Origin of the sequence: Argonema galeatum A003/A1 (genome assembly GCF_023333595.1) — a bacterium.
Classification (GTDB): domain Bacteria; phylum Cyanobacteriota; class Cyanobacteriia; order Cyanobacteriales; family Aerosakkonemataceae; genus Argonema; species Argonema galeatum.
This window is the reverse complement of record NZ_JAIQZM010000014.1, coordinates 57,698-71,898: the sequence shown is the minus strand read 5'-3', so window position 1 is coordinate 71,898 and position 14,201 is coordinate 57,698. Positions and strand designations below refer to the sequence as shown.

At 45.8% G+C, this 14,201-nt stretch carries 14 protein-coding genes and 1 tRNA gene; 9 read left to right on the top strand and 6 right to left on the bottom strand.

The features are described 5' to 3' along the window. Positions 1 to 184 precede the first annotated feature (184 nt). Positions 185 to 940, top strand: a complete 756-nt coding sequence (locus LAY41_RS16290) for an SIMPL domain-containing protein (RefSeq protein ID WP_249099895.1) — start codon at positions 185 to 187, stop codon at positions 938 to 940. Between the two features lie 151 nt (positions 941 to 1,091). Here LAY41_RS16290 and LAY41_RS16285 read toward each other — a convergent pair whose 3' ends face one another. Continuing rightward, complete coding sequence (locus LAY41_RS16285) at positions 1,092 to 1,457, bottom strand: single-stranded DNA-binding protein (RefSeq protein WP_249099892.1); 366 nt, start codon at positions 1,455 to 1,457, stop codon at positions 1,092 to 1,094. Between the two features lie 234 nt (positions 1,458 to 1,691). On the opposite strand from LAY41_RS16285, the gene LAY41_RS16280 reads away from it, so the two are divergent. The 5 genes from LAY41_RS16280 (at position 1,692) to LAY41_RS16260 (ending at position 6,599) form a co-directional block, all read left to right on the top strand. Then, positions 1,692 to 2,699, top strand: a complete 1,008-nt coding sequence (locus tag LAY41_RS16280; RefSeq protein ID WP_249100116.1) for a rod shape-determining protein — start codon at positions 1,692 to 1,694, stop codon at positions 2,697 to 2,699. A gap of 95 nt (positions 2,700 to 2,794) precedes the next feature. Further along, the gene (gene mreC, locus LAY41_RS16275) at positions 2,795 to 3,532 is read left to right on the top strand and encodes a rod shape-determining protein MreC (RefSeq protein ID WP_249099889.1); all 738 of its coding nucleotides are present in this window, start codon (positions 2,795 to 2,797) and stop codon (positions 3,530 to 3,532) included. A gap of 338 nt (positions 3,533 to 3,870) precedes the next feature. Beyond that, a complete protein-coding gene (mreD, locus tag LAY41_RS16270; protein WP_249100113.1) occupies positions 3,871 to 4,407 on the top strand; it encodes a rod shape-determining protein MreD in 537 nt (178 codons plus the stop codon). Between the two features lie 270 nt (positions 4,408 to 4,677). Next, positions 4,678 to 5,784 carry a bifunctional diaminohydroxyphosphoribosylaminopyrimidine deaminase/5-amino-6-(5-phosphoribosylamino)uracil reductase RibD gene (ribD, locus tag LAY41_RS16265; RefSeq protein ID WP_249099887.1) on the top strand — a complete coding sequence of 369 codons (1,107 nt, stop codon included), beginning with the start codon at positions 4,678 to 4,680 and terminating at the stop codon, positions 5,782 to 5,784. A 200-nt stretch (positions 5,785 to 5,984) separates the two neighbouring features. Beyond that, positions 5,985 to 6,599: a hypothetical protein gene (locus LAY41_RS16260; protein ID WP_249099884.1), complete on the top strand. Its 615-nt coding sequence runs from the start codon at positions 5,985 to 5,987 to the stop codon at positions 6,597 to 6,599. Between the two features lie 41 nt (positions 6,600 to 6,640). Here the strand turns inward: LAY41_RS16260 and LAY41_RS16255 are convergent, their stop codons facing one another. The 5 genes from LAY41_RS16255 to LAY41_RS16235 all read right to left on the bottom strand — a co-directional run bounded on the left by LAY41_RS16255 (position 6,641) and on the right by LAY41_RS16235 (position 11,109). Then, the gene (locus LAY41_RS16255) at positions 6,641 to 7,381 is read right to left on the bottom strand and encodes an amino acid ABC transporter ATP-binding protein (RefSeq protein WP_249099881.1); all 741 of its coding nucleotides are present in this window, start codon (positions 7,379 to 7,381) and stop codon (positions 6,641 to 6,643) included. 274 nt (positions 7,382 to 7,655) lie between these two features. Then, entirely contained in the window at positions 7,656 to 8,708 is a 1,053-nt protein-coding gene (locus tag LAY41_RS16250) for an amino acid ABC transporter permease (RefSeq protein WP_249099879.1), read from the bottom strand. Between the two features lie 15 nt (positions 8,709 to 8,723). Beyond that, positions 8,724 to 9,668 (bottom strand): amino acid ABC transporter permease, encoded by a 945-nt coding sequence (locus LAY41_RS16245; RefSeq protein WP_249099877.1) that lies wholly within the window; start codon positions 9,666 to 9,668, stop codon positions 8,724 to 8,726. A gap of 28 nt (positions 9,669 to 9,696) precedes the next feature. Next, positions 9,697 to 10,737: an amino acid ABC transporter substrate-binding protein gene (locus LAY41_RS16240; protein ID WP_249099875.1), complete on the bottom strand. Its 1,041-nt coding sequence runs from the start codon at positions 10,735 to 10,737 to the stop codon at positions 9,697 to 9,699. Between the two features lie 138 nt (positions 10,738 to 10,875). After that, entirely contained in the window at positions 10,876 to 11,109 is a 234-nt protein-coding gene (locus LAY41_RS16235; protein WP_249099874.1) for a hypothetical protein, read from the bottom strand. A gap of 1,073 nt (positions 11,110 to 12,182) precedes the next feature. Here LAY41_RS16235 and LAY41_RS16230 point away from each other — a divergent pair. From LAY41_RS16230 to LAY41_RS16220, 3 genes are all read left to right on the top strand, one after another. Continuing rightward, on the top strand, positions 12,183 to 13,028 hold the full coding sequence (locus tag LAY41_RS16230) for a hypothetical protein (protein ID WP_249099872.1): 846 nt from the start codon (positions 12,183 to 12,185) through the stop codon (positions 13,026 to 13,028). 35 nt (positions 13,029 to 13,063) lie between these two features. Next, a tRNA-Arg gene (locus LAY41_RS16225) sits at positions 13,064 to 13,149 on the top strand. Between the two features lie 175 nt (positions 13,150 to 13,324). After that, complete coding sequence (locus LAY41_RS16220; protein WP_249099869.1) at positions 13,325 to 14,161, top strand: P63C domain-containing protein; 837 nt, start codon at positions 13,325 to 13,327, stop codon at positions 14,159 to 14,161. Positions 14,162 to 14,201: the final 40 nt, after the last annotated feature.

Sequence of the window (14,201 nt, the reverse complement as noted above, 5' to 3'; positions counted from 1 at the left end):
ATTCCTTCTAATTTACAAGTTTCTTCACAAACTCAAGTCTATTTTTTGGTCGTTGCGCTTCAAAACAATGTGCGATATAAGGAGGGTTGAGTCAAAAAAACGGAAATAATCTCTCCAAACTAGGAGTATAAATATTAACAGTTTTTTGATGATTTTAAGTAATATTACGGAGAAAAGATAATTTATGAAAGGAAGCTTTTTAGTCGAGCTAATTTTGAATTCACCTAATTGGTCAAAAACCCTGCATCTATTGTTGGCTGTACTAAATCTGACGTTGAGCAGTCCGGTTTTGGCGCAAGAGCAAGGTCAGACACAAGGTATGCTCCTGCGAACCATCACGGTTACGGGTCGGGATGTCGAAATGATTCCTACAACTATAACACAGGTGGAGTTGGGCGTAGAGGTTCAGGGTAAAACAGCAGTTCAAGTGCAGCAGGAAGCGGCCAGACGGTCATCTGCGGTAGTGGAACTGCTGCGATCGCGTAATGTCGAAAAATTGCAAACCACAGGCATCCGGCTAAATCCCAACTATAGCTACGAAAACAACGTACAGCGCCTCACGGGATACACCGCCGCCAATACCGTTAGCTTTCGCATCGATACGCAGCGAGTCGGCAATCTCCTAGACGAAGCCGTGCAAGCCGGAGCAACGAGGATTGACGGCATTAGTTTTGTGGCTTCAGATAACGCTCTAGCCGCAGCTCAACAGCAAGCTTTGCGGTCAGCCACTCAGGACGCCCAAAAACAAGCCGATGCCGTTTTAAGCGCCCTGAATTTGACCAGACGGGAAGTCCTCAGCATTCAGGTTAATGGAGCCTCTCCACCACCGCCAAGACCGCTCCTTAGAGCAGAGGCTACGCTGGATGCACAGCCTTCTACACCAGTGGTAGGTGGCGAGCAGCAGGTAGAAGCATCCGTTACCTTACAAATTCGGTATTGACATAGGGGCTAGGGGCTAGGGGCTAGGGGCTAGGGGCTAGGGGCTAGGGGCTAGGGAAGAGAGAAGAGGGGGAGCAAGATTTCCCACCAAGGTTGCGGGGCTGGGGGCAAAAATGTCCCGATGCAAGGTTGGTAGTGCGATCGCCAGCAGTTTAAAATTCCTCTTGTCTGTAGTTATCTACTTGACTGGTGTTAGTATCTTGTTTGGAACCCAGTAGATCGAGCCGATCCACCCTGATCACCGGCTTGGAGCGATTTGCTCCCGTGGCGCGGTCTTGCCAATAGTCAAACTTTAAAGAACCGCTCACACCAATCAAACTACCCTTGCGAACGTAATTAGCAGCTATTTCCGCCGTTTTGCCCCAAATTTCCAAATTGAACCAATCTGGCTCATCACTGTTACGAGTTTGACGATTCACAGCTAGCGTTAAGTTACAAACAACGCTACCTGACTCGAAATACTTGACTTCAGGGTCACGCCCTGCACGGCCTACCAAGTTAACAACATTGAGAGTCATAATGATTTACCAGTACAGCTGTACTCTTTTCCTTGGATCTACTTTAGCGAAATTGAGGTCAACATAAGGATTTCGATCGCGCTGGCAACAATAAATTATCCTGCTGGACTAGACGCCGGATAGAAAACGTAATAGAATCCAGCACGGTTAGGTTACAGTTGTACACAAAAGCATCTCACTTTGGGGGCCAAGAAGCGCGTGGGTTTTTTCAATCGCTTTTCTTTATCTCGCGACATGGGTATCGACCTCGGTACCGCTAACACACTGGTTTATGTATCCGGTAAAGGGATTGTTCTCCAAGAACCTTCAGTGGTAGCCATCGACAAAGACACAATGGAGCCATTGGCAGTTGGAGAAGAAGCAAAAAAAATGCTGGGCCGCTGTCCCGGCAACGTGATTGCCGTCCGCCCTCTGCGGGATGGAGTCATTGCCGATTTTGATACCGCAGAGCTGATGCTCAAGCATTTTATTCGGCGGGTAAATGAAGGGAAAGCCTTAGTTCACCCCCGGATTGTGATCGGCATTCCCAGCGGTGTCACCGGAGTAGAACGACGGGCGGTTATGGAAGCAGCCCTTCAAGCAGGTGCGAGGGATGTCCGGTTGATTGACGAGCCAGTAGCAGCAGCCATAGGAGCTGGACTACCTGTAGCAGAACCTACAGGCAACATGATTATTGACATCGGCGGCGGTACAACTGAAGTTGCTGTTTTGAGTTTGCAGGGTACAGTGATCAGCGAATCAGTGCGCGTCGCTGGGGATGAGCTGAATGAATCGATCACTCAGTACATGAAAAAAGTTCATAACTTGGTGGTTGGGGAACGAACCGCTGAGGAAATTAAGATTCAGATTGGCTCAGCTTACCCAACAAATGCCGATGAAGATTACATCATGGAAGTCAGAGGTTTGCACCTGCTTTCTGGACTACCGCGAACAGTTACGATCAAAGGGCCAGAAATCCGCGAAAGTATGTCGGAGCCTTTAGCTGTGATTGTTGATGCTGTCAAGCGCACTCTGGAGCGGACTCCTCCAGAACTCGCAGCAGATATCATCGATCGCGGCATCATGCTAGCAGGAGGTGGTGCTTTACTGAAAGGTCTGGATACGCTGATCAGCCACGAAACTGGAATAGTGGTGCATATAGCAGCAGATCCCTTAAGTTGCGTCGTGTTGGGAACAGGACGGGTGTTAGAGAATATCACCCAGCTCGATCGTGTATTCAGCGGTCGCTCTCGCAACCTCTAGCTTTCAATCCCAATCTCCAATTTAGACGCCAGAATTCAGATTTAATTCTGAATCCTGATATTTGACTGCTGACTTTTATTGCATAAATAGGTTGAATGTATACGCTACGTCGCTGGTGGGATCGCAATTGGTTACAATTTGGCCTGGTTGGTCTAGTCATCGGTGCTGCATGGATTGCTAAGCAAACTCAAAGTGCCGCAATCTTTGAGGTCTACCAGTTGGTGACTCGTCCTTTCCAATCTAATCCACCCAAACAAGAGGTTCTGGCCGATGCTAGGACATTAGAACTGCAAGCACGTTTAGAGGAAGTACAAAGTCAAAATCAAAAACTACGAGAACTCTTGGGATATGTATCCGCCACTCAAACCAAAGGGATTGTAGCTCCCGTTGTGGGCAGAAGTGCGGATCACTGGTGGCAACAGGTTACTTTGGGCCGAGGAACCCAAGCGGGAATAAAAGAAGGCTATATTGTTACGGCTCCCGGTGGTTTGGTAGGTCGGGTTATTAGCGTCACTAAAAATAGCAGCCGCGTGTTATTAATTAGCGATGCCAGCAGTCGGGTTGGGATTACGATCAGCCGCAGTCGTTATATGGGTATAATGCGGGGTCTGTCAGGTGATAAAGCCACGATCCAGTTCTTTGAAAGAGTTCCAGATGTCCGCAAAGGAGATGTGGTTGCGACCTCATCAGTCAGTGAGCTTTTTCCCTCCGGTTTGCCAGTTGGTCGTGTGGAGTCAGTTAATCTCAGCCAAAATCCTGCGCCTGAAGCTGCGATCGTACTTTCAGCACCTACAAGTTACTTGGAGTGGGTGGTTGTATATCCCAGTAATTGATGATGCGATCGATTTATTCATCAGGGGCGCTACAGAAAAAAGAAGGCTCTTCCCTATTTATTATGCTATTTGAGCAGAGGGGCGCTTGAGCAGAGGGGCGCTTGTGCAGAGGGGCGCTTGTGCAGAGGGGCGCTTGTGCAGAGGCATAAAAATGTTATTGTTTTGAACAAAAGCACAACAACTCCCAAAGAGCCGTAGGTTGCAGCACGACACTGATATACACGGATGCACTGATATAGCAATAACCAATGACCAATTACCGATCTTCACTCAAAAGACCTCACCCTTTAATAAATATCTCTAATTGGCATCAGAATACTCGTCAAATTGCCAATGCGATGGTGATATTTGGTTCTGTGATGTTGTGTTTGCTAAGCTTGCCCACGCGGTTACCCGGAATGGAATTGTTGGGATTGGGGCCGAATTGGTTGTTGATTTGGGTGGTTGCTTGGAGCGTCAAGCGCAGTGTTTTCTCAGGAGCGATCGCAGGTTTGACTTTGGGGCTGATTCAAGATGGCATGACGGCACCATATCCTACTCATGCAATCAGTTTGGCTTGCGTGGGAATTTTGACCGCTTTTCTGAAAAAACAACGGTATGTAGAAGAAGATTTTATTTCGGTAGCTTTAATTGTATTCGGAATGGCGCTCGTGGCGGAAACGGTATTTGCCCTTCAGTTTATGATGGCGTTCATGGCGAAAACGGTATTAGCCCTTCAGTTTATGACTATGAGCGATCGCAACTTATCTGAAATTTGGACAGAGAATCAGCGAATTGCGCTCACTTCTGCTATCCTGAGCAGTCTTTGGGCTCCCGTAATTTATTATCCGCTCAATCTTTGGTGGGAAAAAATAAACTTGCTAGATCAGTCGTAAAATGGCTCTTCCGTATTTACTATGCTATTGCAGAGAGGCAGAGGGGCAGAGGGGCAGAGGGGCAGAGGGGCAGAGGGGCAGAGGGGCAGAGGGGCAGAGGGGCAGAGGGGCAGAGGAATAAAAATGTTATTTTTTTGAACAAAAGCATAACAACTCCGAAAGAGTCATTAAAAATCAATTTGAAATCTGCAATTCTTCAATCTTCCCTTTCCTAATGACTAATGACTAATGACTAATGACTAATGACCAATGACCAATGACCAATGACCAATGACTAATGACAATTTAATGATGCTAAGGTGTCTGGAACTGGCCCGCGTAGCTTTAGGACGGACTGCGCCCAATCCCCTTGTCGGTTCGGTAATTGTTCGGGAAGGTGAGATTGTTGGAGAAGGTTATCATCCGGGCGCGGGTCATCCTCATGCCGAAATCTTTGCTCTTAGGCAAGCGGGCGAACTGGCTAGGGGTGCTACTCTCTACGTTAACCTAGAGCCCTGCAACCATTACGGACGGACGCCTCCCTGTACGTCCGCATTGATAGCCGCTGGGGTGACTAAGGTGGTGGTGGGTACGATCGATCCCGATCCGCGAGTTTCTGGAAGTGGGATCGATCGTTTGCGAGAGGCTGGGGTTGATGTGGTAGTGGGAGTCGAAGAAGATGCCTGTCGTCAATTAAATGAAGCTTTTATACATCGGGTTTTGTATCGGCGTCCGTTTGGAATTTTAAAATACGCGATGACCTTGGATGGTAAAATTGCCACGACCACTGGTGACAGCGTTTGGATCACTGACAAAAATGCCCGTATTCTGGTACATAAACTGCGATCGGCTTGCGATGCTGTGATTGTCGGTGGTAATACAGTTCGCCGGGATAACCCCCACTTAACCAGTCATCAAGCAGAGGCTCATAATCCTTTGCGAGTGGTGATGAGTCGGACGCTAAATCTACCAGAGTCAGCTTATTTATGGCAGACTTCAGAGGCTCCAACTCTAGTCTTAACTGAAAAAGGAGCTAATCCAGATTTTCAACAACTGCTGCTAAAACGGGGTGTGATGGTGGTAGAACTTCTTCAGCTGACACCTGCTAACGCCCTGGCATACTTGTATGAGCAGGGGTTGCTTTCTGTGTTGTGGGAATGTGGAGGTACTTTGGCTGCACGTGCTCTAGCAGAAGGAACTGTACAAAAAATTTGGGCTTTTATTGCCCCCAAAATCGTTGGCGGGGAAGAAGCGCCAACGCCTGTGGGAGATCTAGGATTTACTAAGATGAGCGAAGCACTTACCTTAGAACGAGTCACCTGGCAAACTATAGGCCAAGATTCCTTAATCGAGGGTTATTTACCCGCACAGGTGTGGGCAGAGGAGCAGAGGGGCTAGGCTTCGACGTGACACTTCGGCAAGCTCAGTGCGGAGACGCTCAGCCGAACGGGAAGAGGGGCTAGGGGCTAAGGAAAAGAATCCTTACTTTTGACTTTTGACTTTTGACTTTTGACTTTTATAGCCCCTATGACAAGTTCCCGGATTAAAAATCCCAATCCAGGTAGGAAGTGCAATAGACTAACAACAGCACAGAAAAAATGCTAGAAATTACTTTTTTAAGCCTATTTGTCGGCAGTCTCGGTCTCCAGGCAACAGCCATAGGGGGATGGATGCGCTGGTATCAAGCGGCGGTTGTGCAAGAAGACGAACAGGAGGAAGAGATTTTGACCCGTTATGAATCCAAATTAAATGCCGAGGCAGAAGCACCTCCGCAACCAAACGGTTCTGCTCAAGGGTTAGCCCGCGAATTGCGTTTGGCTGGCTGGGAATTTAAAATTGTGCGTTCCAACCGGGATCTGTTTCGCGACCCCGTTGTTTTTCAGCGTTTGTGTGATGAAGAGGGGGAAGCTGGCTGGATTTTATTGGAAAAACTGGATGACAGACGGGTGCGATTTAAGCGACCTGTGGCATTGCGAGATCTGATTAAACCAGAACGCCTCAAGTTTGACCCCTATAGGTGCCACTACGGTTCGTCGTCAAAGCCGCTGATGTGGCTGGGTGCGATCGCTGTTCTGACAGTTATCATGGTCTCCGCTTACCTGGGCTATGCCCTGGTGGCAACCACACTGAAACAGTCGCCTGCGGCTTTGCCAACGACGCTTCAAGAACCGCTAACGCCAGAGGGGACACCAGAACCCTCGCCGCAAGATTAGTCTATTGTTAGTTCTTAATTTTCTAAAGTAATGACAAATAACTACAAAATCTGAGATATAAACTGGCGGGTGCGCTCTGACTGGGGACGCTCAAAAAATTCCTCTGGCGTCCCTGACTCGACAATTAAGCCGCTATCCATCAAAATTACTCGTGAGGCTACTTCACGTGCAAAGCCAACTTCGTGGGAGACGACAACCATAGTCATGCCTTCTTGGGCTAACTGTAGCATTACGTCTAGCACTTCTCGCACCATTTCCGGATCTAGGGCGGAGGTGGGTTCGTCGAAAAGCATGATTTTGGGTTGCATGGCTAAGGCGCGTGCGATCGCGACTCGTTGCTGCTGTCCTCCCGATAACTGACCTGGATATTTCTGTGCTTGTTCTAAAATTCCCACTCGTTCCAATAGCTGCATCGCGGTTTCTTCTGCTTTTGCTTTCGATCGCTTCCGCACCCAGATTGGCGCTAAAGTGATGTTTTGCAGCACTGTTAAGTGAGGGAATAAATTAAACTGCTGAAATACCATCCCCACCTCTCGCCGAATCGCTTCAATGTTGCGGAGGTCGTGACCCAGAGTAATGCCGTCAATTTCAATTTGTCCCTTTTGATATTCTTCTAAGGCGTTGAAGGTGCGGATAAAGGTGGATTTGCCAGAACCCGATGGCCCCATAATTACCAGTACTTCCCCTCGGTTGACAGTTAGGCTAACACCGCGAAGAACGTGGAATTTACCATACCACTTGTGAACGTCTTGGGCAATGATGATCGGTTTTTGTTCCTGCATTCACTTCCTCAATTGCCGAAGTTCTCACTTTTCTCTGATTATTTTACCCATCGGTTACCTAAAAAATTCCTATTCTTATTCTTATCTGCGTTCATCTGCGTTCATCTGTCTTCATCTGCGGTAAAAATTTAACCAACGATGAAAACAGATAAGTAGGTGGGCATCATTAAACGTAAAACTGTCAGGCCCTTAGAAACCCGGTTTCTGGGAGTTCAGTTTATTTACACCCACCTACTTAATTTGACTATATCACTCTAACGATAATTGCCATAACTTAAGTTTTACCCACATCTAACTCTTTTTCCAAACGCCTACTAGCCAGCGACATCGAATAACAAAACACCCAATAAATCAATCCTACAAATAAATAAACTTCCGCATAGCGACCGAGAAATTGGGGCTGTGCCAAAATAGAACGGGATATACCAGTTAACTCCACCAGCGCAAAAAGCGAAAGCAGCGAAGTATCTTTAAATAATCCAATAAACTGGCCGACAATTGCTGGAATAACAGCACGTAACGCCTGCGGTAACACAATGAACAATAATATTAACAGAGTGTTGAATCCCAGCGATCGGGCCGCCTCCACCTGTCCTCTTGGCACGGCTTGCAAGCCGCCGCGCACGTTCTCTGCCATGTATGCGGCGCTGAAAAGCACAAGTCCTGCGATCGCACGCAGCACCCGATCCAACCTGATTTCTGATGGCAAAACCAAAGGTAACATCACCTGCGCCATAAACAGAATTCCAATTAACGGCAATCCCCTGATAATTTCAATGTAGAGGATGGAAAACCAACGCACTACTGGCAGTGTACTTTGTCTTCCTAAAGCTAACAATACTCCGAGAGGAAAAGATAAACCAATACTAATTATCGTCGTAAAAATTGTTAGCAGCAAACCGTTCCAGAGGTTTGTTGGCACAAGCGTTAAACCCCAACCGCCGCCAATCAACCAGAAAATGATGGCGAAAACTATCACCCATATCCAAGGTAGCCAGAGATTTAATTGGCTAGGTAATTTGTGAGCGATCGCGCCCCAAGATAACCCAACCATAATTGCTAAAATTACGAATATTATCCAAATTCGCCATGACTGACTAATGGGATATCGACCTACCAAAAACAACCGGAAGTTAGCTTGAACAACTGCCCATTTTGCATTGGTAAAAGCCCAACTTAAGAAGCTTCTAAGAATTTGATAAAATATCCAGAAGCAACCTATTGTGAGTAAGCTGTTGTACCAGGTATTAAATAGATTCTTACGCAGCCAACCCAAGGGACTGAGGCGGACAGCAGAAGGAACGTTGTCAATTTCGGGTTGATTCATATTAAATAGATTTAATTATCGTTCTTTTAATTGGACAGATTTGTTAAATAGATTCATAACTAGGGAAATAATCAGGCTAATTGTCAGATATATTGTCATAATTAATAACATCACTTCTACTGCCCTACCAGTTTGATTAAAGGTGGTGGAAGCTACTAAATAAATATCTGGGTAGCCGATCGCAACTGCCAAACTAGAATTCTTTGCTAAATTAAGATATTGACTTGTCAGCGGTGGAATAATCACTCGCAAAGCTTGGGGAAAAATGACCAATCGCATCGCTAATCCTGGTTTCAAACCAAGAGATGCAGCCGCCTCCCACTGTCCTCGCGACACCGATTGAATCCCACCCCGGACAATTTCGGCAATGAATGCACCCGTGTAAAGTGTTATTCCTATTAACAATGTCGAAAACTCTGGCGAGAACTGTATCCAAGGTAGTTCTAAACCATTTTGGCTTAAGCGGATAACCCCAAGCACCGAAATCGGGTTTTCTACTTTTGGCAAAGTGAGAAAAACAGCGAAGTACCAAAACAGCAGTTGCAGCAGTAATGGCGTATTGCGGAAGATTTCGACGTAAATTAGAGCTAGTTTACGCACTAACCAATTATCGGAAAGGCGGGCAATTCCGGCAGTAATTCCGACTATCGTTGTGAGGATAATTCCGACAACCATTACTCGCAGAGAATTGACCAATCCTACTAACAAAGCACGGCTGTAAGTATCGGAAGGTGCGTAGGAAATTGGGGTTTCGCCAATATCAAAAGCTGCCTGAGAGTTAAGAAAGCTAAATCCCGGCTGAATGCCTAGTTGTTGCAAGTTGCGGTTAAGGTTTCCCCAAAGTATAGCGACAACAATTGCGGCAATCAATACAGCCAAGAATTGACCGGCGAAACGCCAAAACCGAACATCACGCCAGAGGTTCAATTTTGGATGATTAGACTGCTGGTTATTACTCATGATCGATCGCAACTTTTCAATCTAAAAATCATCGAAAAGGAGGAGAATATTGCAGTCCACCTTTTGTCCAGAGGTTGTTTTGACCGCGTGGTAGGTTGAAGGGTGTTTTTGGGCCAAGGTAGCGATCGTAAATTTCGCCGTAGTTACCCACATTTTTAATAATCCGCACCGCGAAGTCATTCGGCAAGCCCAATCCTTCGCCTAAATTTCCTTCTTTGCCTAGAAATCGCGTCACTTCTGGGTCTTTGCTATTGGCAAACTGAGCTATATTTTTGGAATTAATGCCCAGTTCTTCGGCATTGATCAGGGTGTAAATACTCCACTTGACGACATCGAACCATTTGGAGTCGCCATTGGCAACTGCTGGTGCTAGAGGTTCTTTGGACAGTACCGCATCAAGAATTAGATGGTTTTGGGGTTGTGGTAGAGTGGTGCGGCGGGAGAGTAGCTGGGAGCGATCGGATGTGACCCCTTGACAGCGACCTTCTGCATAGGTGGCGAAGGTGGTATTAATGTCTTCAAAAACAACGGGTTTGTAGGGAATGCCTAGTTTTCGCATCTGGTCGCCCAGATTTTGCTCGTTAGTGGTGCCTGTTTGGGTGCAGATGGCTTTGCCTTTCAGGTCTGTTAAACTTTTAATACCGCTATCTTTTTTAACCATGATGGCTTGACCGTCGTAAAACATCACGGGGGCAAACTCCAGACCTACGGAGGTATCGCGGCTGAGTGTCCAGCTGGTATTGCGGCTAAGTATATCTACTTCGCCTGTCTGGACGGCGGTAAACCGTTCTTTGGCGTTGAGGTTGCGGAATTCTACGGCGTCTGGGTTATCGAATATGGCGGATGCGATCGCACGGCAAACATCCACATCCAGTCCAGCATATTTGCCGTCCGAACTGACAAAGCTAAATCCCGGTAATTCTCCACTCACACCGCAGATCAGCTTGCCGCGACTTTTAACCGTATCCAACCTACTCGTCCCCGGAGTTGAGCTAGGCGGCCCACCACAGGCTACCAGCGAAAATAGTACGGGTAAAGTTGTAAGTAGTACTAAACACCATTTACGCATAAATTCCTGCGAACATTCTCCTTTAGGAGCGTAGCAGAATCAACGGCGAACGTGGATATTGCGACTTGTTGCCTCAAGCCTTTTATTTGCGTTATAAATTATACCGATACCAACAAGTATGGGGCAGCTTGTCTGAGACTAATTGGTTTCTTGCCAGGTAGACTGGCGTTCTAGAGCCAGATCGCGGATTAGGGTCAATTTGGAGTTGAGGTAGTCATTCAAGAGATTGGTTTCGTGATTGTCGAGCGATCGCTGATTTTTCAGCTGCTTGAGCAACCACTGCACCAGACTGGCATCATCGAGCTTTAACAGGATTTGGGCTTGGGTGGTCTCAATTACAGACCACAGTTGACGCAGCATTGTGGGAGTCATATTGACCTCTTCTTAATCATTGCTTCATATTTCAAGATACCCAACCTTGTTCATACCAAATCTTGATGCACACAAGATGACACAATAATTACAAAATGCTTAATAAACCGACCAATAACTTGACGCAGATGAAAATATAAGTTTTTGATTCCTTGCCTAAGCATGGTAAGTGTATTTCTCACATCCCCCTAAAGGAGGATAAAGTCTCAGGTGAATAAGGGACGAGTTTGGGGCTTCCGGCATAGTGAGTAAGTTGAAGAAGGTGACGGGGTGCGTTGCGCTTGGTTTCGGAGTTTCCCAACTGTGGGGCGAGATTTAAGGTTCCGGCGTTGTGGGTGGATGGGTGGTGTCAGCGCTGTTTTCTGGGGTTTCGGGAGATGGCGAAATATCAGAAGTATTTATAATTTGTGACAGTGGTAACTCTAGCTGAACTGGTTGAAGCTCCTGTTGTTCTGCTTTCTTACTGCGTCGCCCACCCTTTTTACTTTTAGAAAATAAAGCTCCAAACCCAGTCTCTATCTCTTGTTTAAAAATTGACTGATATTTTTTTTGACCAGAGTGATGGAAGAGCGATAGGTTAAGGTTGTTATCAAAATGCGCCAAGCGTGGGACGAGGTTTAAGGTTCCAGCTTTGTGGGTGGATGACTGGTGTCACTCTAAACGGTCAAGAAAGATCTTTTTTTGTTAGCGTAATATTTTGCAACACTAAGTCTACAACAACAAAAAGCTTACAAGATTCAATCTGGAAGGGAGACAAGAAGCTGTAAAACCCGCCCACAGTAAGGGTTTTACAGCTTCTTGTTTGTTTTTTCGTGGGGAGGCATGGTTGAGTTGTATTGGTCTATAACCGTTTCTCGTTAAAATTTTATGGTTGTATTTGGCAAAACACTAAAAGATATGCTAAAAACAAAAAAGAAGCAACCCGCTTTTCTCAAAGCATGGTTGCCCTCATTGATTAATATGCCTCTTTCTTCTATTGGTTTAAGACTGTGCCTCCAAGCTAAAAATCTTAAACCAGCCAAGTATAGAGGCACTTTTCACCACTCCTTAAAAACGCAGGAGCCAGTTCTACTATGTCATATTCTAGCGAACAATCAATTCCTAGTCAACATAACAATGTTGACTCGAACCTTAGCAGAAGAATCTCCTATAATCTCAGCGGACGCGATCAGTGCGATTTGGTCGCGCTGGAATACATAGCACAAGACACTGACTCAGTTGGTCGTGGTGTGACGGTAGTTGAGATGATGTCTGTGATGGATTTATCAAACCCAGCAACTTCATCTCGCCTCCGTCGGATGAGTGATATTGAGTATGGGCGGATAGACGCACCGCTACTAGAACGACGCAAGTGCGGTGCCCCCCAAGGGGCAGATTCGTATTTTTTAGCGGAAGGAGTCAGCTTAGCGGAAATCCAAAAAATAATGGCTAAGAAAGGCTACAGCTATGAGCGTTATCATGCCAAGCGCCAAGGGAAAAAGCAAGCTAATAACGATAACGAGTACGAGAGTACAGCAGGTAATGACCTAGAAAATGAATTAACGGACGATGAGAGCGATCAAACTGATAGTCAATTTTCAGAGAATGGAGAAAATCAAGAGGAATCAAATTCTTCAGAACCAAATGAGATCTATGAATGTAGCGCCAAACAGATAGATGATTCTGATGGTGACAATAAAGATGCCAAGGTGGAAGTAGCGGCAATGTTTCGGTTGGCTGAAGTAGTGATCGAGCTCAAACAAAACTACACTGCCATTAAAGAAGAAAATGTTCTTCTTAAACAAGAAATAGACAATCTAAAAAGTCGGTTGGCTAAATTAGAAGAAAAACTTTTGAGTGGAAGCTCTAGCAGACTAATGGCCATGTTAGATGAAGCATTTGCTCCAAATCAAGCTCAAAACGGCAAAGCTGGTCATTAAAACAGCTTTGCCGTTTTGAGCTTGGTTTGATTTTTGGGGGTGTGGCGGAATAGGAAACGCACTGGACTCCTAATCCAGTAACCTTGCCGAGGTTTTGTGGGTGCAAATCCCACCTCCCCCACAATTAACTACTTGGCGTGGCCATGCAAAAGCTTAAAGTCAACATTTGTAGGTTTCCTAAGCCTGAAATGCACAACTTTAGAACGCTTATGTGCTTCTGATTGTACATCAGAATTAGCGCATTTGTCACCTTTTGCAATAACCACATAATTCACAATAAGTCAATAGGTGAAGAAATGACCAACCGAAAATCATCGATTATCAAGACGACTCGTGAGGGAATAGAGTTTTACACTCACGAAGCAACAGGGGAGTCTGGAATGTCCCAATCTGGGCTTGCGCGTCTGTGCGATGTAGCCCAACAAACCATAAACGTCTTACTTCAAGATTTGGCTACAGGCCAAGCGCGGTCTGAATGTCTAGAACCCTTTGCTGGTAAGGATTTATGGCTAAAGGAAAGGGGGCTAGATCAAGCTAAGGTCGTTAAAGATGAAATTTGTGCTGCAATTATAGAATATTACGCTTTTGAAGCACGAAAGACCACAGAAAAAGCCTTATTTGCTTATCGCAAGTTTGCCAAAATGGGTGTTCGCGCTTGGATTCAAGAAATTACTGGCTGGGAAAACAGGCGAAAAGTACGAATTATACAGGCTTTTTTACAAGAAAAACACGATCCCTGGAAACCTCGTTTTGAGAAAGAGTTTTTTGATGAGGCTTATCGGGTTACTGGATGGAAGTCAACGTCCAAAGGACATCCTTCTGTCATGGGGAAACTGATCAATAAAACCATTTATGATTGGTTTCCTGATGGAGTTGTTGAGCGTTTAGAAGAACTAAATCCAAGACAGAAGAACGGATTGAGGAAGCGGAAACAATTCCAATATCTTAAGGAACCAGGACTTAAGTTTTTAGATGGCCGGAGATTGGCAGTTTTGGCGGTAATGCGGTTGTCACCTGACAGCGATCGAAAGCAGTTTGAAACAAACATTGAAAAAGCATTCTCTGGTACAACCCAAGAAATTTACTTATCCACTTCAGGGGATAGTTATGATGATGATCAATTCCCAAGTTAACGTCAGTTTTACTGATATTGCGTCCACCAAACCATAGATA